The sequence below is a fragment of the Dermacoccus sp. MPR-E5 genome (genome assembly GCF_058809565.1).
The window spans coordinates 70734-89275 of the sequence record NZ_JBXASS010000011.1; the positions used below are offsets into that span (position 1 = coordinate 70734).

General features: G+C 68.4%; 19 protein-coding genes and 1 riboswitch. Of the genes, 11 read left to right on the top strand and 8 right to left on the bottom strand.

The window, feature by feature from the left end; translation table 11 throughout:
* The first annotated feature begins 7 nt into the window (after positions 1 to 7).
* From AC1RS9_RS10005 to AC1RS9_RS10015, 3 genes are all read left to right on the top strand, one after another.
* Entirely contained in the window at positions 8 to 499 is a 492-nt protein-coding gene (locus AC1RS9_RS10005) for a hypothetical protein (protein ID WP_492921309.1), read from the top strand.
* 90 nt (positions 500 to 589) lie between these two features.
* Entirely contained in the window at positions 590 to 991 is a 402-nt protein-coding gene (locus AC1RS9_RS10010; protein ID WP_492921311.1) for a hypothetical protein, read from the top strand.
* A gap of 128 nt (positions 992 to 1119) precedes the next feature.
* Positions 1120 to 1347 carry a hypothetical protein gene (locus AC1RS9_RS10015; protein WP_492921313.1) on the top strand — a complete coding sequence of 76 codons (228 nt, stop codon included), beginning with the start codon at positions 1120 to 1122 and terminating at the stop codon, positions 1345 to 1347.
* Positions 1348 to 1801: 454 nt separating this feature from the next.
* Here the strand turns inward: AC1RS9_RS10015 and AC1RS9_RS10020 are convergent.
* A protein-coding gene (locus tag AC1RS9_RS10020) for an IS3 family transposase (RefSeq protein WP_492921315.1) occupies positions 1802 to 3069 on the bottom strand; the annotation gives its coding sequence in 2 pieces (ribosomal slippage) (positions 1802 to 2727 and positions 2727 to 3069; 1269 coding nt in all).
* Between the two features lie 181 nt (positions 3070 to 3250).
* Between AC1RS9_RS10020 and AC1RS9_RS10025 the strand changes: the two genes are divergently transcribed.
* Positions 3251 to 3805 carry a VOC family protein gene (locus AC1RS9_RS10025; protein WP_239304301.1) on the top strand — a complete coding sequence of 185 codons (555 nt, stop codon included), beginning with the start codon at positions 3251 to 3253 and terminating at the stop codon, positions 3803 to 3805.
* Between the two features lie 84 nt (positions 3806 to 3889).
* Here the strand turns inward: AC1RS9_RS10025 and AC1RS9_RS10030 are convergent, their stop codons facing one another.
* The gene (locus AC1RS9_RS10030) at positions 3890 to 4810 is read right to left on the bottom strand and encodes a glycerophosphodiester phosphodiesterase (protein WP_239304299.1); all 921 of its coding nucleotides are present in this window, start codon (positions 4808 to 4810) and stop codon (positions 3890 to 3892) included.
* A gap of 348 nt (positions 4811 to 5158) precedes the next feature.
* Between AC1RS9_RS10030 and AC1RS9_RS10035 the strand changes: the two genes are divergently transcribed.
* Entirely contained in the window at positions 5159 to 6226 is a 1068-nt protein-coding gene (locus tag AC1RS9_RS10035) for an enoyl-CoA hydratase/isomerase family protein (RefSeq protein ID WP_239304297.1), read from the top strand.
* A 269-nt stretch (positions 6227 to 6495) separates the two neighbouring features.
* Here the strand turns inward: AC1RS9_RS10035 and AC1RS9_RS10040 are convergent, their stop codons facing one another.
* On the bottom strand, positions 6496 to 6810 hold the full coding sequence (locus tag AC1RS9_RS10040; protein ID WP_239304361.1) for a DMT family transporter: 315 nt from the start codon (positions 6808 to 6810) through the stop codon (positions 6496 to 6498).
* Positions 6811 to 6824: 14 nt separating this feature from the next.
* Positions 6825 to 6889, bottom strand: a riboswitch (guanidine-III (ykkC-III) riboswitch).
* Between the two features lie 238 nt (positions 6890 to 7127).
* Between AC1RS9_RS10040 and rpmG the strand changes: the two genes are divergently transcribed.
* From rpmG to AC1RS9_RS10055, 3 genes are all read left to right on the top strand, one after another.
* Positions 7128 to 7292, top strand: coding sequence for a 50S ribosomal protein L33 (gene rpmG / locus AC1RS9_RS10045; RefSeq protein WP_038566531.1), 165 nt, complete (start codon positions 7128 to 7130; stop codon positions 7290 to 7292).
* Between the two features lie 220 nt (positions 7293 to 7512).
* Positions 7513 to 8214 carry a phosphatase PAP2 family protein gene (locus AC1RS9_RS10050; RefSeq protein WP_239304295.1) on the top strand — a complete coding sequence of 234 codons (702 nt, stop codon included), beginning with the start codon at positions 7513 to 7515 and terminating at the stop codon, positions 8212 to 8214.
* A gap of 190 nt (positions 8215 to 8404) precedes the next feature.
* A complete protein-coding gene (locus AC1RS9_RS10055; protein ID WP_074040958.1) occupies positions 8405 to 9868 on the top strand; it encodes a sensor histidine kinase in 1464 nt (487 codons plus the stop codon).
* An 89-nt stretch (positions 9869 to 9957) separates the two neighbouring features.
* Here AC1RS9_RS10055 and AC1RS9_RS10060 read toward each other — a convergent pair whose 3' ends face one another.
* Both AC1RS9_RS10060 and AC1RS9_RS10065 read right to left on the bottom strand, forming a co-directional pair.
* Positions 9958 to 10635, bottom strand: coding sequence for a response regulator transcription factor (locus AC1RS9_RS10060; protein ID WP_074040957.1), 678 nt, complete (start codon positions 10633 to 10635; stop codon positions 9958 to 9960).
* Positions 10636 to 10704: 69 nt separating this feature from the next.
* Complete coding sequence (locus AC1RS9_RS10065; RefSeq protein ID WP_006947131.1) at positions 10705 to 11007, bottom strand: hypothetical protein; 303 nt, start codon at positions 11005 to 11007, stop codon at positions 10705 to 10707.
* Positions 11008 to 11470: 463 nt separating this feature from the next.
* Between AC1RS9_RS10065 and AC1RS9_RS10070 the strand changes: the two genes are divergently transcribed.
* Both AC1RS9_RS10070 and AC1RS9_RS10075 read left to right on the top strand, forming a co-directional pair.
* A complete protein-coding gene (locus tag AC1RS9_RS10070; protein WP_492921319.1) occupies positions 11471 to 12970 on the top strand; it encodes a UDP-N-acetylmuramoyl-L-alanyl-D-glutamate--2,6-diaminopimelate ligase in 1500 nt (499 codons plus the stop codon).
* Between the two features lie 242 nt (positions 12971 to 13212).
* Positions 13213 to 13392 carry a hypothetical protein gene (locus tag AC1RS9_RS10075; protein ID WP_006947113.1) on the top strand — a complete coding sequence of 60 codons (180 nt, stop codon included), beginning with the start codon at positions 13213 to 13215 and terminating at the stop codon, positions 13390 to 13392.
* A 416-nt stretch (positions 13393 to 13808) separates the two neighbouring features.
* Here the strand turns inward: AC1RS9_RS10075 and AC1RS9_RS10080 are convergent, their stop codons facing one another.
* Positions 13809 to 14573, bottom strand: a complete 765-nt coding sequence (locus tag AC1RS9_RS10080) for an ABC transporter permease (protein ID WP_062257244.1) — start codon at positions 14571 to 14573, stop codon at positions 13809 to 13811.
* A 171-nt stretch (positions 14574 to 14744) separates the two neighbouring features.
* Here AC1RS9_RS10080 and AC1RS9_RS10085 point away from each other — a divergent pair, with 171 nt between their 5' ends.
* A complete protein-coding gene (locus AC1RS9_RS10085; RefSeq protein WP_074040955.1) occupies positions 14745 to 15683 on the top strand; it encodes a TIGR04222 domain-containing membrane protein in 939 nt (312 codons plus the stop codon).
* A gap of 220 nt (positions 15684 to 15903) precedes the next feature.
* Here AC1RS9_RS10085 and AC1RS9_RS10090 read toward each other — a convergent pair whose 3' ends face one another.
* Positions 15904 to 17562: a purine-cytosine permease family protein gene (locus AC1RS9_RS10090; protein ID WP_074040954.1), complete on the bottom strand. Its 1659-nt coding sequence runs from the start codon at positions 17560 to 17562 to the stop codon at positions 15904 to 15906.
* A 235-nt stretch (positions 17563 to 17797) separates the two neighbouring features.
* Complete coding sequence (locus AC1RS9_RS10095; RefSeq protein WP_242600360.1) at positions 17798 to 18472, bottom strand: urease accessory protein UreD; 675 nt, start codon at positions 18470 to 18472, stop codon at positions 17798 to 17800.
* Positions 18473 to 18542: the final 70 nt, after the last annotated feature.

Sequence of the window (18542 nt, forward strand, 5' to 3'; positions counted from 1 at the left end):
ATCGATCATGGCAGACCTCATCGCGTCGCTCGGCGCGAACCTCACCGACCCGCCTCACCGCGTCGACCCCATCACCCTCTGGGGTCAGCTCGGGTACGGGATCACGCTCGCCGTGGGCCTGGCCCTGCTGATCGCCGCCGGCATCGCGTGGGAGCATTCCGATAGGGGCGCGGCAACATGCTGGCTCGCTGGAACTTTCGCTGCCGTCTGGGCCGAGACCGGGTACCTGCGTGCCATTCATCCCGACAGCACCGCGCTGTTCCGTGGCGCTGTGGTGGCCTTCATCGTCGTGACGCTGGCGGCCGCCCTGCTGGGGCGATTCTTGCGCCCTGACGCCTCGTGCGTCCTCAGCGTCGCAACCGGCGGCCTCACCGCCTTGCTCCTCTCCATCGCCGCGGATCACTTCTATGAATACCTGGCTTCCGTCCCGGTGGCGCTGGGCACGCTGGTCGTCGCCGGGGTGATCGCCTTCGTCGTCACGAACGACCGCCTTCGGTAAGCCCCGCGCATGGGTCCCGTCTCCCGGTACCGACCGCGTTGTCGGTGCCGGGAGACAGACTCACCACAACGACACGAAAGGGAGATGGCCATGGCACTCGAGATCGACCTTGACGAGGACGAAGAACTGACCGACGAAATGGTTCAGCAGCTGGAATGGGCGGAGGCTTACGAGGTCGCATCCGACCTCGATGGGCACCTGCCCCACCCCGCTGACGTTCTGTGGGCACTCAAGCAGATCTACTGGGAAGCAGAAGACGAACTCGAACTCGATCAGGAGCATGGCATCGCCGACGGCACCGTAAAGTCCTACCTCGCCAGCCGGTACGACGAGATCGACGAGGCACTCGATCTCTACAACCTGGTGAACGTCGACCTCGAATCCATGACGCTTGAGCAGCTCGATCATTGGGTCGCCATCGCGCGCCCCGTCGCCCGCGCCGGCGCCGAACGTGCCGGGGCGATACCACTTGCGAACGTCCTGGTCGAGTAGATCTGAATGCTCCGGCACCACACGCGTCACCGTGTCGACATCGACACCGCGATCACCGCCTGACAATCACCGACGAATCTGAGGACCCGATGACCGAACCGCGACCCACCCGGGAATACAACGCGACCGTGACACTGCGCGAGCGCCCTGGTGACGACACGATCGACGACCTGCTCGACGGCCTCGTAGGCCTCGGCCCCGCCGTCGGACTGAGCGGCACCGAAGCGAACATCCTCCTGACCGTTGATGCCGTGGACGCCGAGTCCGCCGCGACGATGGCCCGCGCAACCGTGGAGCGGCACTGCGCCGTCCAGGCCGTCGACGCCGTCCTCACAGCGGACGAGCCGCGGCTCTGACCGGGGAAGACCTGATGCTGAAGGTACGTCGGCCGGGCACCCGGGACGGCCACCGTCGACGTCGACGGTGCACCGACGAAACTCATGTCCCACCTCCACGTGAGCGATCTGTCTGCTACGCGAGGAGAAACCATGGATGCCCCCACGCCGCGCTCAGGGTGTAGAATTCGGAGCAATAGACCCCCTCCCAAGCCTCTCCGCGATGCTCAAATGGGAGGGGCCTTTTCATATCCGGGGGCACCGATGAAACCGAGCCTGACGTCGGTCGAGCAGGTTGATCTCATGACTAGTCGAGGCTTGCATGTCGGTCGCCCGGTGGAGGCCGCTGCCCTTCTGGAGAGGGTGGGTTACTACCGGTTTTCGGGGTCCGCGCCTTCATTCCAGCGTGCGGTGCGGCGCGACGAATTCGAGCGAAATGGGGGCCCTACCCCCGGATCTTGGACACGGGGTGTGATTACGCAGCAGGTCGCAGCGTAGCGGTGTAGCCGGTCTCGAAGGCGTCCGGCGAGGTGTAGCGACACCACGAGTGGCGTCGCTTGGTGTTGTAGCGGACGAGCCATCTGAAGACCTGCCGACGGCAGGTCAGCTCGTCACTCCAGCAGGCGGCGTCTTGGAGGACCTCGCGCTTCATGGTGGCGTTGAACGACTCTGCGAGGGCGTTGTCCGCGCTGGTGCCGACGGCGCCCATGGACTGGGTGACGCCGAGCTTGCGGCAGAGCTGGGCGTAGGCCTTCGAGCAGTAGACCGAGCCGTGGTCGCTGTGGAAGATCGCGCCCTTGAGGCTGCCGCGGGTTGCGGCGGCTGCCTTGAGCGCGTCCTCGACGAGCTCGGTGCGCATGTGGTCGGCGACCGCCCATCCGACGAGCCGTCGGGAGTAGCAGTCGATCACGGTCGCCAGGTACAGGTTCGTCCCGTCGGCGATCGGCAGGTAGGTGATGTCGCCGACGTAGCGCTCGTTGGGGCGCTCGGCGGTGAAGTCGCGTTTGAGCAGGTCGGGGTACTTCTGCCCCGACGGCTCGGGGATCGTGGTGCGGACCTTGCGGCGCTTCATGTAGCCGCGGATGCCCTCAAAGCGCATCACCCTCGCGACACGCTTGTGGTTGACCCGCTCACCGGCAGCCGCGCTGTCACCGAGTTGAGCGTTGAGCTCGGCGGTGATCCGTGGCGCGCCCTGAGTGTTGTCGGCGGAATGGACGGTCCGGATCCGCTCAGCCAGCGCTGCGTCGTCAGCGGCTCTGGCCTCTCGTGCCGGGGCCGCGTTGAGCCAGGCGTAGTAGGAGGAGCGCTCGATCTCGACGAGCTTGCACAGTCGCTTCACCTCGAAGGTGGCGGAGTTATCGGCGACGAACTGGAAGCGACTCACCAGCGCGTCTCCCCGGCGAAATACTTGGCCGCCCGCTGCAGGATCTCCCGCTCGGTCGTGAGCTTGGTCGTCTCTGCTCGCAACGCCGCGTTCTCAGCTTCGAGCCGGGCGACCCGCTGCTCAAGCGGCTCGACTCTCACGGGCGAAGACGGTGTCGTTCTGGGCTTCAGCGGGCTGGAGGTCAACGTCCCGTCAGCGGCGGTCTTCTTGCCGGTCCCGTAGACCTCGAGCCAGTGCCGAAGCGTGCCGCGGACGATGCCGAGGTCATCGGCGATGCCGCGGACCGTGGCGCCCGGGGTGGTCTCGTACAAGTCGACGGCCTGACGACGGAACTCTTCGGAGTAGTTCTTCCTGGCCATGATTCTTCGATCATCTCGCTTCCCCAGCAGATGCTGGATTCAGCGTGTCCAAGAACCGGGGTCAGGCCCCGGGTGACTTCGAGCCCTCTGCCGCTCGTATCCGCCCATTTCGCTCGATTTCACGACCGCCGAGCTGGACAGAAGCGTGCAGGATGCGCGGCTCGGGCCTACGGTCGACGACATGAGCGACCACGACACCAGCGCACCCACATCACACCCCCTGCCCCGCGGCATCCAGCACATCGGCGTCACCGTGCCCGATCTCGAGGCCGCCACGCGTTTCTTCGTCGACGGTCTCGGCGCGAAGGTGGCCTACGACGGGTTGAGCACCGACGACGAGCCACGCAGCGGCGACGAGGTCGAGCGGCAGCTCGGGCTGCCGCGGGGCGCCGCGATCCACAAGCAGCGCATGTTCGTCATCGGCGAGGGCCCGGGCCTCGAGGTCTTCGAGATCAGTGGCGAGCAACGCCCCGCGGCGGGACTCGCCGACTTCGGACTCAATCACATCAGCTTCTACTGCGACGACATCGACGGCTCGCTACAGCGCCTCGTCGACGCCGGGGGCATCGCGCTGTCGGAGGTGCACGGCAACAGCCGGTACGAGGATTCGCCGGGCAACGGCAGCGTCTACGTCAAGGCGCCGTGGGGCATGCTCATCGAGCTGCAGACGATTCCCAACGGCCACTACTACCCCGACGACTCCGAGTCGGAGGTCTGGATGCCGCAGCCGCGGTGATGTGCCACGTCAGCACGTCTGACCGCGTCCCACCCCCACACGCCCCGATACAGCAGGGCTGCGGCTCCCTCGTGTCGCCTGCCCTCAGCCCCAGAACGCCTCGCGAGCCTTGAGCGCCTTCTTGGGCTTGTTGGTGATGATGGCGTCGACACCGTTGCGCAGGCAGCGTTGGATGTCGTCGGGGTCGTCGACCGTCCACACGTGCACCTCGTGTCCGCGTGCGTGCTGTTCGGCGACGAGGCCCGGGTTGCGGCGCAGCATGCCGACGCTCGTCGCCGCGATCGAGATACCGGGCGGCAGTTGGCCGCCGCGGACGCGCTGCGGCACGACACCCTCCATGAGCCACGCGAGCGGCACCTGCGGCGCCAGCGTCGTCATGCGGGAGACGGCGGGCAGCGAGAACGACATGACGCGGACGTTGCAACGCGACGGGTCCGGTGTGTCGAGGCCGAATTCGGCGAGCGCGCGCGCCAGTTCTTTCTCGACGCGTCCGGTGTGCTTCGACGGATGCTTCGTCTCGACGGCGAGGTCGACGCGGCGCCCGGCGTCGAGCGTCGTGCGCAGCAACTCCTTGAACGTGAGCAGGCGTGAGCCGCTGCGGTCGGCGATCTCCCAGTCGTCGTCGGTGTCGTCAGATTCGAGACGCGCCTTCCACGACCCCCAGTCGAGGCCCTCGAGCTTTGCAAGCTCCAGGTTCGAGATCGCGCCCCGCCCGTTCGACGTCCGCTTCGCCGTGCGGTCGTGCACGCAGACGAGGTGACCGTCAGCGGTCAGCCGGACGTCACACTCGAGCGCGTCGGCACCGACGCGGATGGCGCGTTCGTACGCCTCGAGCGTGTGCTCCGGTTCGTGGTGCGACGCCCCGCGATGCGCCACCACCTGAGGGCGCTCACCGGACAGCGTCGGCAGATCGAGCGGCGCGACGGCTGGGCGAGCCGCGCGATAACCTGCAGCGAGCGCCTTGGCCGGGCGCGGGACGGCAAGACGAGACTTCGACGAACTCACCACTACATCCCTACCCCCCGCGCATGAATAGCGGGTTAATGAGGCGCCACTCGTCCGCACCACAGACGCTACGGTCTCGGCGCGTGGCTCTCATTCGTGAACGCACCTCGCGGGCGGGCCACCGCTCCTCGCGGTTCGTCGCAGGCGCGCAGTCCGCGGCGCGCGCCTCTCGCGTCGGCCGGCAACGGTCGGCGATCTGGCGATTCTGACGGGTGGGGGCGCGTCTCGTACGGGCCAACGCGCTCGGCGCTCCCTCCCTTTCCGCGGAATGGCGGGGTTGTCGGGCGTGGAGGTTATGGTGACCGGGATCACCAGCCGCACTGGCCGCACCCGCCCGAGGAGGCGCGCATGCCCGACACGACACCCGACGATTTCACCGAGACCGCGACGCCGGACGTCCGCGTCGCACGTCGCGGTTCACTAGCGCGCATCCTGCTGAACCGGCCCAAGGCCATCAACGCGCTCACGACCGACATGGTGAACGCCGTGAGCGCCGCGCTGGAGCACTGGGGCGACGACGACTCCGTCACCGCCATCACGATCGAGGGCGCCGGCGAGCGCGGCCTGTGCGCGGGCGGTGACGTGCGCAGCGTCCGTGAAGCGTTCGTCGACGGCGACGGCGAGCGCGCGTTCGAGTTCTTCCGCGACGAGTACCGCATGAACGCGCTCATCGCCGACTACCCGAAGCTCATCGTCAGCCATCAAGACGGCATCGTCATGGGTGGCGGCGTCGGCATCTCGGCGTTCGCCGGGCTGCGCGTCGCGACGGAGCGCACGAGGGTCGCGATGCCCGAGACGATCATCGGATTCTTCCCCGACGTGGGCGCGCTCTACCTTCTCTCGCGCGCGCCGGGCGGCACGGGCGCCTACCTCGCACTGACAGGCACGACGGTTGGTGGCGCCGACGCCTGCTACGTCGGGCTGAGTGACGTCGTCATCGAATCCGACTCGTGGGCAACGGTTCTCGAGCGTCTCGCCGAGGGTGCTGACGCTGACGCAGCCGTCGCGCGGCTCGCGTCGTTCGATGCCGCTGGCAATGCACCTCTCGGTGCGCAGCGGGCTTGGATCGACGAGGCCTTCGGCTCCGGCGAGCATCTGCGCGCGCCGTCCGAGGTGCTCGAGACGCTGCGTACGTCCGACGTCGAGGCCGCACGTGAGGCGGCCGACCTGCTGACGCAGCGTTCACCGTTGTCTGTCGCCGCGACGGTCGAGGCGATGCGGCGCGCGGCGGGCATGGACTCGGTGCACGAGGTGCTCGCTCAGGACATGGTGCTCGCGCGCGGCCTCATCGAACACGGCGACTTCGTCGAAGGTGTGCGCGCGCAACTCGTCGACAAGGATCGCCAGCCGATGTGGTCGCAGGCCTCGTTCGACGAGATCAGCGACGCCGACGTCGCGCGCTTGTTCGAGGGCTGAGCCCTCGGCGGGACGCCGGTGGGGCACTCATGGCGTCGCCGGGGCCTCGTCTTCGCACTGCGTGTACCCATCTGCGATTCTTGTGCACATTCAACGGCCATTGCGACGACGCCCTCGATGGAGACAGTCATGATGGTCACGAGCGCGTCGCATCGCCGGTGCTCGCGCAGGATGGCGGGCAACTCACACGTTGGCGCGCAACTTCCCGCCCACTCGTGAGTTACTCGCCATCTTGACGACGCCCGCCAGCGCTCAGATGCACGCCCGTGTCAGTGAACGAGCTTGAGTCCGATCACGCACCCGATGATGCCGAGCAGGAGGCAGATCTTGACGATCGAGACGGACTCGGCGCCCGTCATCATCGCGTAAACGATGGTGAGCACGGCTCCGATGCCGACCCACACGGCATAGGCGGTTCCGACAGGGAGGGTCTTCATCGCATAGGCCAGACCACCCATGCTCAGAGCGCACCCGAGGGCGAAGACGACACTCGGGCCGAGGCGACTCAACCCGTCCGACTTGTCGAGCGCCGTCGCCCAGACGGCCTCCATCGCACCGGACACCACGAGCACGAACCACGCCATCACTGATCACTCCTGATGGCCGTCTTGTCGCGCTGCCGGGTACGGCTCCCTCGTCCGGGCCCGCATCGACGAGCTCGTGCAAGCTTGTCACACGAACGGCGCTCCCTCGCTTCGCTCTGTCCAGGGGTGCCCCGGCAACCGCAGCCAACTTCCACAGGATGGCGGGTATCTCACACGTAGGCACGTAGTTGCCCGCCTACTCGTGAGTTACCCGCCATCTCGTGCGATTGCCACGTACCCCAGCGCCACGCCCGCCTATATGGGAATGATTCTCACTAAAGGGATGTTGAACCCACCGTCGAACGAAGGAGAAGATCATGACCCGCACGACGAACCGCCCGAAGATCACCCTGCGCTCTACCGCGGGCACGGGCTACAGCTACACGACGCGCAAGAACCGCCGCACGACGTCCGACCGTCTCGTGCTGCGCAAGTACGACCCGATCGCGCGCCGCATCGTCGAGTTCGCCGAAGCCCGCTGACCTCGCAGGAGCACGCGTCAGACAGCCGAGGAGCGAAACCTCGCTCCTCGGCTGATGCGCGCGCCCCCGCTCCTCGAACGGCGGACCCGGTCCTGCACATGGCCGAGGCCAGCCCTAACGCACTCTCTTAGCTCTTTCTCAGCCACGCGGTGATGAGGTCTAACCATTCACCACCCAGGCGAGCACCCGGTGGATGCTCGCTCGCCGAGAGAGGCCATTCATGTCGTCCGTCGTCGCCACCCGCCCCCGTCGCTCGCCGACCGCCGACGCCCGCCGCGCCCCCGCTGCACACCACCTCACCGCCAAGGCCGGCGCAGCCGGCGCGACGCTCGTCGCCGGCGGGCTCGGCCTCGGCGCCGTCATCACCCACGAAGGTGCTGCGGCGACGGGCGAGCTCGGCCTCGACACGGCTCTCTCGCACGACCGCCTCAGCCCGCTCGTCAGCCTCGCGCACGGCATCGACGTCGTCATCGGCCCCATCGTCGGCCCGCTGCTCGTCGCCATCGTCGCGGCGCTGCTCTTCGTGCGCCACCGTCGAGCAGCCGTCATCTTCGCGCTGAGCACGGCTGGCCTGTGGCTCGCGACGTCGTCACTCAAGCTCGTCTTCACCCGCGCGCGCCCGCCGGCGGATCAGGTGCACGCCCTGGTACACGAGACGGCGCGCGACAGCTTCCCGTCCGGCCACACCGCGCTCGCCGCAGCCATCGTCGCCGGGGCGTTCTTCGCGGCTCGCTCGCTCGGTCGACCCACGCGCCTCGTCCTCGCCATCGGCATCCCGTTCGCGCTCGTCGTCGCGGCGTCGCGTCTCTACCTCGGCGCTCACTTCCTCGGCGACGTCACCGCCTCCCTCGTCTTCGTCACCGGATTCGCGCTCGTCGGCGCAGCACTCGCGCCGCTCGTCGCACGCCGGTTGGATCACTGACGACTGCGCCGACGCCCTGCGGCCCCGGAAAATGCGGGGTGCCGGCATCGACATTCCAGCGAGCATCCCACCCACAACCGGGGCCACACCGGACGACCCCCGGCCCAGGCAGCGACATACGAGCAACGACCCAACCGACGCCCCGGCCGTCGACCGGCCGACACCACTGCCGCACGTCGAGGACGAATCGATGACCACCCCACCCACAGGCCCCGCATACGGTGAGGGGGTGCACTATCACCTCCCTCGCCGCGTACGGGGCTTGCGCGTGCGGGTCGTCGCGACGTTCGTCGTCGCGGCCCTCGTCGCACTCGCCATCGCGCTCGCGGCGTTCACGTTCGGGCTGAGGCAGATCCTCACCTCGAGCGCCGGCGACAGCGCGACGACGGAGGCGCAGCAGGTCGCGAAAGAACTCAGCACGACGGATGACGCCTCCGCAGCGTTGCGTGCCGCGGGCGTCCACACCCAGGTCGTGCAGGTGCTCGACGCTTCGGGCGCGCTGCTCGCGACCAATGATTCCCACGCCTCGACGCCCCTCGCCCGCCCCGACGAGAGCACGCGTCGCACGGAGATCACCCTCGATGGCGACCGCGACCACTACGTCGTCGTGACGCTCGCCGCGCACACGCGATCCGGCGCCGAGCGCTGGGTCGTGGCGGCCGCGCCGATCGACCACGAGGACACGATCGTCGACACGACGATCGTCCTGCTCGCACTGACGGCGGGATGCCTGCTCGTCGTCACCGGCTGGGGCATCCACCGTGTCGTCGGGCGCGCGCTCGCCCCCGTCGAACGTATCCGTCTCGACGTCGAACGCATCCGCTCCTCCCACCGTCCCGAACGCGTGACGGTGCCCGCGACGGGCGACGAGATCGAGCGGCTCGCCATCACGATGAACGCGATGCTCGACCGTCTTGACGCCGCCGACGCGAGCCAGCGCGCGTTCATCTCCGACGCCTCCCACGAGCTACGCAGCCCCCTCGCGACGATCCGCATCCTCACCGAGACCGACCCCGAACCGTCCGAATCGACGCGCGTCATCCACGCCGAGACGCTGCGGCTGCAAGGCATCGTCGAGTCGCTGCTCGCCCTCGCGCGCGCCGACGACGACGCCCTTGCGCTCACCCTTCGAGACGTCGATCTCGACGACGTCGCCCACACCGAGGTGCTGCGCGCCCGCAGCGCTGCCCCGACCCGTGACGGCGAGCCGGTCGTGGTAAGCACCGACCTCGCGCCCGTGCGCGTGGTCGCTGACGGCGAGCGTCTCGCGCAGGTCGTGCGCAACCTCGTCGACAACGCACTGCGTCACGCGACGAGTGCCGTGCGCGTCACGACGCGGGTGGAGGATGCCGGCAGCCGCGAGCCGGCCACGGACAGGGACGGGGCGGGCCGAGTGAACGAGCGCCCTCGCGACGCACGCGGAACGGCCGTTCTCACCGTCGACAATGACGGAAGCGTCCTCGACGCCGGCGATCGTGAGGCGATCTTCGGCCGCTTCGTCCGCCTCGATGACGCCCGCAGCCGCGACGCCGGCGGCAGCGGTCTCGGGCTCGCCATCGCGCGGGCCATCGCTCAGGCCCACGGCGGGACGCTCGTCGCCGAAGAATCACCCGACGGATGGTGCCGCTTCACACTCCGGTTGCCGCTGGGCTGAGCCTCATACGCCCCCCCGACCTGGTGCGGCCCGCCGCGTCCACCCCTCGCCCCAGCGTCACCCCTGCGGCGCCCACCGCTCGGCGAGCGTCACTCCGCCGCCTCAACCAACCTGTAGCCGTGACCCCGCACCGTCTCGAGGCTCGACGTCCCGAACGGCGCGTCGATCTTGCGACGCAGATACCCGACGTACACTTCGACGACGTTGTCGTTGCCTTCGAAGTCGGCGCCCCACACGTTGTCGAGTATCTCAGGTTTCGACGCGGGCTCTCCGCCACGCCGCGCGAGGTAGAGCAGCAGCGCGAATTCCTTTGCCGTCAAAGAGATCTCGACGTCACCACGCATGACGACATGGCGCGCCGGGTCGATCGTCAGCCCGCCGACGTCGAGCACCGTCGGCCGCTCCGGCGCCCCGCGTCGCGCGAGCGCCCGAAGCCGCGCCACGAGCACGGGATAGCTGAACGGCTTCGTCAGGTAATCGTCGGCGCCGAGGTCGAACGCGTCGACCTGATCGAGGTCGCCGTCCTTCGCCGTCAGCATCAGCACGGGCGCCCACACCCCGTCGCGGCGCAGCCCGGCGAGCACGTCGTAACCGTTGCGGCCGGGCAGCATGATGTCGAGGACGATGACGTCGTACGGGTTCTGCGTGCCGAGCCACTGGCCGGTGATGCCGTCACCGGCGACGTCGACGACGAATCCCTCACGCCCCAGACCGCTCGCGACAGCGTCGGCAAGGTGCTTCTCGTCCTCGACGAGCAGAACCCTCATGCCGCCTCCTCGCGCGCGTCGATCGTCATGCCCCAGGTCTACACGACACCGGTGAGCCGACGCGACGCGTCAGGACGTGACGATGCAGCACCCGGCGAGCATGAGGGGCAGCGCGACAAGCCCGATGCCGAGCACCTCGAGCGGTTCGACGGCGGCGCGACGGCGCGTCAGCCACCAGCATCCGGCGAGACCGATGGCGAGTGCGACGGGCGCGAGGAGCAGCGTCGACGAGGCGAGCGACCCCCAGGCCGACGCGGGCCATACGTCGCCGATCAGCTGCCCGACGACGGTGCCCAGCGCCAGCATCGCGGCGACGGCGGCGACCCAGGCGACGGCGAGGTCGGTGAAGCGTGAGCGCGGGGCGAGGTTCATGCCTCGACGATGCGCGTCACACCCAGGCGACACCTCGTGCGCGCCTGTGGCGTGGCTGTGGGGCGAACGGTGCGTCCTCATCCCTTTTGTGTGCAAATGCATCCGGGTGCATTTGCACGCAAAGGGGTCCGGGCGTCGAACGCACGCACCGTCGGGTTCGGCGCAGGTCAGCACGGCACTCATCGTCATGACCGGGCGGCGAGCATCAAGAAGTGGCCGACGATCGCCGCGACGACGCCGACGACGCCGATTCCGGCCCGAAGCGCGCTTCTCGGCCGTGGGTTGCCGCGCCCTCCTGAGGCCTTGTGCCACTCATCTCGCCCATTGCACTCTGCCTCTCCTCACGTCGCCGCTCGAGCCATCGCTCGAGCATGTCCACACTGCGACGCACCAGACGACATCACCGTTCCCCGCGCGGCGCGACGGGCGTTCGGCCACGCGTTGTTAGGCTCGCAGGGTGTATGTGAGCCGCGCAGAACTCGAGAAGATCCTGGGCGCGAGCGTGCCCGAGAGCGTCGACGGCATCGACGCCGTCACCCATGATTCTCGGGCCGCGAAGCCGGGTGGCGCGTTCGTCGCGATCCCCGGATTCACCGTCGACGGTGTGACGTTCGTGCCGCAGGCTCTCGCGAACGGGGCGAGCCTTGTCGTCGCCGAGCGTGACGTCGAGGGCGCTCCGACCGTCGTCGTGCCAGACGCGCGCGTCGCGCTCGCCGCCCTCGCCACCGCGACGGCCGGGCATCCGAGCCACGACGTCACCGTCTACGGCATCACCGGCACGAACGGCAAGACGACGAGCAGCTACGTCCTGCACGGCATCCTCAGCGCCGCGTACGGCGAGGAGAAGACGGGCCTGCTGACGACCGCCGAGATCGTCGTCGGCCGCGAGCGTGAGCCGGCCGTCCGCACGACCGGTGAGGCTCCGCAGGTGCAGGGCAACCTCGCGCGGATGCGTGACGCGGGCGTCGAGCACGTCGTGCTCGAGACAAGCTCGCACGGCATCCACCTCCATCGCGTCACCGGAACCCGTTACGCCGCAGCGTTGTTCACGAACCTCACCCGCGACCACCTCGACCTGCACGGCACGATGGAGGACTACTTCCTGACGAAGCGGCGCCTCTTCGAGTGGACCGACGGGCCGAAGCTGACGAACGTCGATGACGCCTACGGAGCGCGCATCGTCGCCGAGGTGCCCGGCACGCTCGGGTTCGGCGTGAGCGAGAACGCCGACTACCGCATCACGAATGTTCACCCCAGCGATGGCGGCACGGCGTTCACGCTGACGACGCCCGAGCGCTTTCTCGACCGACGCGACGCCCCCGGCGTCATCGACCTGCAGATGCCGCTGCTCGGCGACTACAACGTGCACAACGTCGCGGGCGCGTCCGCGATCGCGCTCGAGATGGGCATGCCGCTCGACACCCTCGTCGGCGCCGTCGCCCACATGGCACAGGTGCCGGGCCGCTTCGAGCGCGTGCCAGCGGCCACCGCGAAGGGCTTCGAGGTCGTCGTCGACTACGCCCACACCGAGGTCGGCCTCGAACTCGTCCTCGACGTCGCGCGCGCCGTCGTGGGCCGCGACCACGCCGACGGCGGCGTCCGCAGCGAAGGCGGACGCGTCATGTGCGTCTACGGCGCAGCGGGGCGGCGCGACCCGGCGAAGCGCCCGAAGATGGGCGAGGCGGCGAGTCGTCTCGCGGACGTCAACATCATCACGAACGACGACACGTACGACGAGGATCCGCAGGCCATCGCCGACGAGGTGATGGCGGGCGCGGATCCGTCGAACACGACGATCGTCCTCGACCGCCGCGACGCCATCCGTCAGGCGCTGACACAGGCGCGCCCGGGCGACATCGTCGTCGTCGCGGGCAAGGGCCACGAGCGCGTGCAGCACCTGCCCGGAGGCGACGTCGACTTCCACGACACCACCGTCGTCACCGAGCTGCTCGCCGAGCTCTGATGCCCCCCGTCCTCATCTGCGCTTCCTGTCCACCTCTGCGAACGGCGTGCACAGGTGACCGAAAATCGCGGAAGGGGACGTAGGTCGCCGATGTGGACGGGAATCGCAGAAGGGGACGGCGGGCGCGGGCGCGGCCACCCGATGTGTCGGAGGTGACACCACCCCCCGCTTGCCACACTCTTACTACAGGCGTAGTGTTCACATCAGACACCAGCACTACAGATGTAGAAGGAGCGTTTCCCATGGACAACCTCAACACCGTCTTCTGGATCCTCATGACGATCAGCGCCGTCGGCGTCGTCGCCTTCTTCGGCTTCCTCGCCACGTGGGGCGCCCAGATCGTCAAGGCCAACCGTCCCGTGCGCCTCGAACGCCACGAGAGCATTCCCAGCTACTACGGCCGCATGGTCGCCGCGCACTGACGCAGACCGCTCGTCGCCAGGTACGTCGCTCCGCGCCTCTCGTCGCCAGCCCGTCGCACCACGGCTCGTCGTGCCGCAGGGACGCAGCCGCCACGGATGCACCGGCCACCCGCGCAGCCTCAGTCAGACGAGGGAGTCGACTTACCCCGACTCAGGACGGCGTCGATCGACTTGCTATAAAAGATCTTGGCCTACCTGGCCGCCAGCTTCGAAGGCCACAAGCCTTCGAGCGCCACTGCTCGCAGTGGTCGACGACGAAGCCCGCATCACCTCACCACAGGTGACGCGGGCTTCGTCACGTCCGGGGCGGCACCGGCGGCAGGTGCGAGGCCGACGAACGTCGATCGCGTCAGACGTCAGGCGTCACCTACCAGCCGTCCAGACGGAAGCCGCCAGCCGGACGATGGGGCATCCCGTCAGTCGATGAGCGTCTCGCGCAGCTGGGGCGTCAGCAACCGCCGTGCGCAGATCATGCGCTGTTCGACGGCCGACGTGACGGCCTGCGCAGCCAGGATCGACGTCGAGACGACGACCTGCGCCGTAGCCGCCTGCACGGCCGATCCGCCGCCGAGCATGACGCCGATGAACGCGCCGGGCAGCGTCACCATGCCGGCTGTGCGTGTCTGGTCGAGCACGGGGATGAGCGACTCGGGGAGGCGTCGCGCAATGACTTCGCTGATCGCGTCGCGGGGCAGCATGCCGATCGACAGCCCCGCTTCATACATGTTCTTCTCCTCGCGCAGCCCGTCGAACGCGCGCCGCGAGACGAGGGTGTGCACGCTCATGACGTTGCCGATGACGATGCCCGCCGTCGGGATGATCGACACACCCTTCATCGGCACGACACCGCTGACGGTGAGGATGACGAGGACAGGCACGAGCCCTGCCGCCATCGCGAGCGCCGCAGCGAGCCGAGCCCGCACGTCCGTCGCGCCCGACCGCTTCGTCGTCGTCAGCACAGCCACGATGAACATGACGGCAACCGCGAGCACCGACGCCCACAGGTAGCGCACGACGCTCGTGATGAGCAGGGCGGCGAGCGTCAGCTGCACACAGGCACGGGCGACGGCGACGAGCGACGTCCGCGTCAGCTTGACGCCCGAAGCCCGGTAGCCGACCTGGATCATGACCAGCAGACATGCAATGGCGACGACGACGTGCCAGCCGAACCCTGTTGTCATACGGCCATTCTCACCGACGCCGGCGCCGCTTCGCACACCGCACGACGCCAGGGGCCTCGCCCGTCGCGCACCGCCCGGCTGCAGGCGGGGGCACTCGCCCCAGCGTTAGGGACGTTTCACTCCTGTCAGGCGTTCGGCGGGCATGATGTGTTTCAAGGGGAGGAGCACACCATGACGACCCAGGCGCACCACGTCGGCGCACGCGACATGACACCCGAGCAGGTCGGCATGCTCAACGGCCGCGCAGCCGCACTGCAGGCGGCGACGGCGGATCTGCTCGAACGGGGATATCTGCGTCAGACGGCGTACGGGCGCCTCGAGGCGTGGACGATCCCACCCGCCGACGTCACGCCCCTGCAGCGCGCGGTCGTCGACGCCGTCCGTTGCCGCGCGCCACGTCTCGAGAAGGTCCCCGCCGTGCGTGCGGCGCTCGACGAACTGCAGCGTGACGCCGTGCGCCGTGGCCTGCTCAATCCGCCGCGCAGAGGCGGTAGGGGCGAGACCCTGAAGACGACGTTCATGACCCTGTTCGGGGTCGCCATGGCGATCATCGCCGCCACCGGAAAGTCTATGGGTGGCGTGCTGGTCGGCTTGGGCTTCACGTGTTTCGGGGCGTACAACCTCGTGCGTGCTGTCCGCACCACACGGCAGGGGCGCCGCACGCAGGCCGGGGCTGCGGCCCTGGAGCAGATGCGGTTGCGCGTGCCGAGCCCTGCGGCGGGGCTCACGCAGCCACCGATGCGCGGCGGGCTCGGCTACTCCGTCGGCCTGTACGGGACGCGGCCGCTGCTCATCGCGTTCCCGGCCACCGCGGCCCTGGGATGGGGGCTGAGCGACCACGTCGTCGACGAGGAGATGCAGCGTCACGCGAGGGCGAGTTCGGGCGCAGAGCCGTCGAGTACGAACGGGTACACGTGCTCGTCGGGTACGTCGAGCTCCGACTGGTCGTGCGACACCCATTCCGGCGGTTCCGGTGACGCCTGGTGCAGCGGCGGAAACTGCTGCGGCAGTGCAGGATCGTGCAATTCGGGTTCGTGCGGCGGCGGCTCGTCCTGCGGCGGCTCGTCGTGCGGTTCGAGTTGCGGTGGCGGCAGCAGCTGCTCGAGCTGACGCTCCGCACGGCCACCGCGTCGTCAAGGCCTGCACCATCGGCTGCCGCGTCAGCTCCATGAGAAATGCGCATCTGCCCGAGGAACATGCTGCGTATTTCTCGGGCAGATGCACATTCCTCGTGCAACGTCAGCGGGTGCGCGACAGCCTTCGCAGCTCCTCACGTCGACGCTGACTCACGCAGGGAGCTTCACGTCAGCCATCCGACGGAAGTCACACGTCACCGTGCCGGCAGTACGTGCTTACCGTCGCGGTCGGTGGCGACGCACAGCGAGCAGACAGCACCGTCAGCCGTCGCGGAGGCCAGCATGTCGGGGCGTTCGAACACGTCGCCGCAGGCCTCGCAGTCGATCTCGGCCGCCGACGGGTTGCCGTGCTCGTCGAACATCTCGTGCGCCAGCCCGTCGGTGTCGCGGCGCAGGTAGTAGCGACCTTTCGTCGCGACGGCGATGACGGGCGGCAGAACGACGGAGAGCACGACGGCGATGATCGGCGAGTACGGCTGCAACCCACTGCCGAGGCCGCCGAAGAAGGCCACGATCGACAGACCCCCCGCGACGATGACGGAGACGAACCCGACCGGGTTGATCGCGTACAGCATGCCCCGGCGAAATTCGGGAGTCTTCGGCGAGAGCTTCAACAGATAGGTGTTGACGATGATGTCGCTCGCGACGGTCACGATCCACGCGATGGCAAGGTTTGCGTAGAAGCCCAGGATGTCGTTGAGGAAGTCGAACATGTTCGCCTCCATCATGACGAGGGCAATCGTCACGTTGAACAGCACGAACACCATGCGGCCGGGGTAGTGCTTCGTCACACGGGTGAACGAGTTCGTCCACGCGAGCGAGCCGGAGTACGCGTTCGTCACGTTGATCTTGATCTGGCTGATGACGACGAGCACGACGGCGAGCGTCATCGCGAGCCAGTGGGGCATCATCTGCTCGTACGCCGACAGGAACTGGTGCACGGGCTCGTTGGCGATCGACGCACCGCCCGCGACGTTGGCGATGAGGTAGACGGCGAGGAACAGCCCGATCATCTGCTTGAGTGCACCGAAGAAGACCCAGCCGGGGCCGGCGACGATGACGGCCGTCCACCAGCGTCGCGAGTTCTCCGGGGTCTTCGCGGGCATGAAGCGCAGGTAGTCGATCTGCTCGGCTATCTGCGCGATGAGCGAGAGGCAGACACCTGCGGCGAGCATGACGGCGCTGAAGCTGACGCCACCACCATGGGCGCCCTTGTAGTCGAGGAAGGTGTCGACCGAGCCGGGGTGCGCCTGAACGAGATAGACGAGCGGAACACCCATGAGCAGCAACCACAGCGGCGTCGTCCACACCTGCAACTTGCTCAGCGCCTTCATTCCATACACGACGAGCGGTATGACCATGAGACTGCTGACGAGGTAACCCGCCCACAGCGGCACCCCGAGCCCCAGCTTGAGCCCCTGCGCCATGATCGAGCCCTCGAGCGCGAAGAAGATGAAGGTGAAGCTCGCGAAGATGACGTTCGTCAGCACCGAGCCGTAGTAGCCGAAGCCCTTGCCGCGCGTGATGAGGTCGAGATCGAGGTTGTAGCGCGCCGCGTAGTAGGCGAGGGGCACACCTGTCACGAAGATGATGGCGGCCGCGACGAGAATGCCGAGAATCGCGTTCGTCGTGCCGTGCTGGATGCCGATGTTGGCGCCGATCGAGAAGTCGGCGAGGTAGGCGATCCCACCGAGCGCCGACGTCGCGACGATGCCTGGGGCCCAGCGCCGATAACTGCGCGGCGCGAACCGCAGCGTGTAGTCCTCCAGCGTCTCGCTCTTCGCCTTCGCGGTCCCGACGGCGGACGCGGTGGCCCGCTCGTCGACCAATGGTTCCAGTTGCGACGTCGCCATGCTGTGCGCCCCTCTGCTCTCGTCCTGCGTTTCGACAACCGAGGTAGCGGTATCGCCATTCGGTAGGCAGGAATCTAGGCAGCCGATGTTTTCGACGGATGCGTGACGATGTTTCACGAGAGTTAAGCCCCCTACCCCCATGTTGCCCGCGTTTTCGGTCACCCGCGCCGCGAAAAGCGGGCAACATCGCGACTGGACGAGGCGTCGGCGGGCCGGACGCGTCGGCGACCCGCCGTCAGCGCCGTAAGGGGCTGAGGTGGACGTCGTCACCCAGCCAGCGTTCGATGCGTCCAGGCGCGAAGAGGTCGAGGCGCGTGACGCCTACCGGGAGGTCATGACCCGCCGGCGCCGAGCCCAGCATCGTCACCTGATCGACGACGCGGCGCCCGCCGCGGATGCCGGGCGCGTCGTCGTCGGCTGCGAGGCGAAACTCCTCGACGAGCGCGGGGCGCCCCGCATGAGAGATGTCCGTGCGAGCGACGAGTTCGCCGCCCGCCTCACCATGGCGGCCGAGGACGAGGGTGTCGCGCAGCATGAGCGACCCACCGTCGGCGATGTCCGCACGAGTCGTCCGGGTGGCGCGGGCGTCGGTGGCGACGACGAACGGCTCCCCGGGCCAGCGAATCGACGCCCCCTCCGCCACGTTCAGATTCGCCGACCAGGAACACGCTCCCCCACGCCCGGCGTAGGCGACCGTCGCCGCGACCTCGACGATCTCGAGTGCGACACCGTCACCGACGACGATGTCGAGTTCGGCCTCGTCACCCGCGAGCAGAAGAGCCGTCGTCGCGACGAGGGCGACGCGCGCGGATGTCGGCGTCACCCGCAGGATGCGCGGCGCAAGCAGGCTCGCGCGGGTACGGACCCGAACGGCTGAGCCCGCGGCGCCTCGTTCGACGTGGAGCTTCATCGCTCACCACCGGCCGGCCGGGGAGCCCACGCTCGCGCCTCCTGCTCCGCGAGAACTGAAACCCGGCCAG

What these genes read in the sequence shown, in the direction of transcription:
- AC1RS9_RS10080 (WP_062257244.1), bottom strand. Translation starts at nt 14,573, where the DNA reads ATGACAACAGGGTTCGGCTGGCACGTCGTCGTCGCCATTGCATGTCTG.
- AC1RS9_RS10085 (WP_074040955.1), top strand. Translation starts at nt 14,745, where the DNA reads ATGACGACCCAGGCGCACCACGTCGGCGCACGCGACATGACACCCGAG.
- AC1RS9_RS10040 (WP_239304361.1), bottom strand. Translation starts at nt 6,810, where the DNA reads ATGGCGTGGTTCGTGCTCGTGGTGTCCGGTGCGATGGAGGCCGTCTGG.
- AC1RS9_RS10025 (WP_239304301.1), top strand. Translation starts at nt 3,251, where the DNA reads ATGAGCGACCACGACACCAGCGCACCCACATCACACCCCCTGCCCCGC.
- rpmG (WP_038566531.1), top strand. Translation starts at nt 7,128, where the DNA reads ATGACCCGCACGACGAACCGCCCGAAGATCACCCTGCGCTCTACCGCG.
- AC1RS9_RS10010 (WP_492921311.1), top strand. Translation starts at nt 590, where the DNA reads ATGGCACTCGAGATCGACCTTGACGAGGACGAAGAACTGACCGACGAA.
- AC1RS9_RS10060 (WP_074040957.1), bottom strand. Translation starts at nt 10,635, where the DNA reads ATGAGGGTTCTGCTCGTCGAGGACGAGAAGCACCTTGCCGACGCTGTC.
- AC1RS9_RS10065 (WP_006947131.1), bottom strand. Translation starts at nt 11,007, where the DNA reads ATGAACCTCGCCCCGCGCTCACGCTTCACCGACCTCGCCGTCGCCTGG.
- AC1RS9_RS10035 (WP_239304297.1), top strand. Translation starts at nt 5,159, where the DNA reads ATGCCCGACACGACACCCGACGATTTCACCGAGACCGCGACGCCGGAC.
- AC1RS9_RS10090 (WP_074040954.1), bottom strand. Translation starts at nt 17,562, where the DNA reads ATGGCGACGTCGCAACTGGAACCATTGGTCGACGAGCGGGCCACCGCG.
- AC1RS9_RS10075 (WP_006947113.1), top strand. Translation starts at nt 13,213, where the DNA reads ATGGACAACCTCAACACCGTCTTCTGGATCCTCATGACGATCAGCGCC.
- AC1RS9_RS10050 (WP_239304295.1), top strand. Translation starts at nt 7,513, where the DNA reads ATGTCGTCCGTCGTCGCCACCCGCCCCCGTCGCTCGCCGACCGCCGAC.
- AC1RS9_RS10095 (WP_242600360.1), bottom strand. Translation starts at nt 18,472, where the DNA reads ATGAAGCTCCACGTCGAACGAGGCGCCGCGGGCTCAGCCGTTCGGGTC.
- AC1RS9_RS10005 (WP_492921309.1), top strand. Translation starts at nt 8, where the DNA reads ATGGCAGACCTCATCGCGTCGCTCGGCGCGAACCTCACCGACCCGCCT.
- AC1RS9_RS10055 (WP_074040958.1), top strand. Translation starts at nt 8,405, where the DNA reads ATGACCACCCCACCCACAGGCCCCGCATACGGTGAGGGGGTGCACTAT.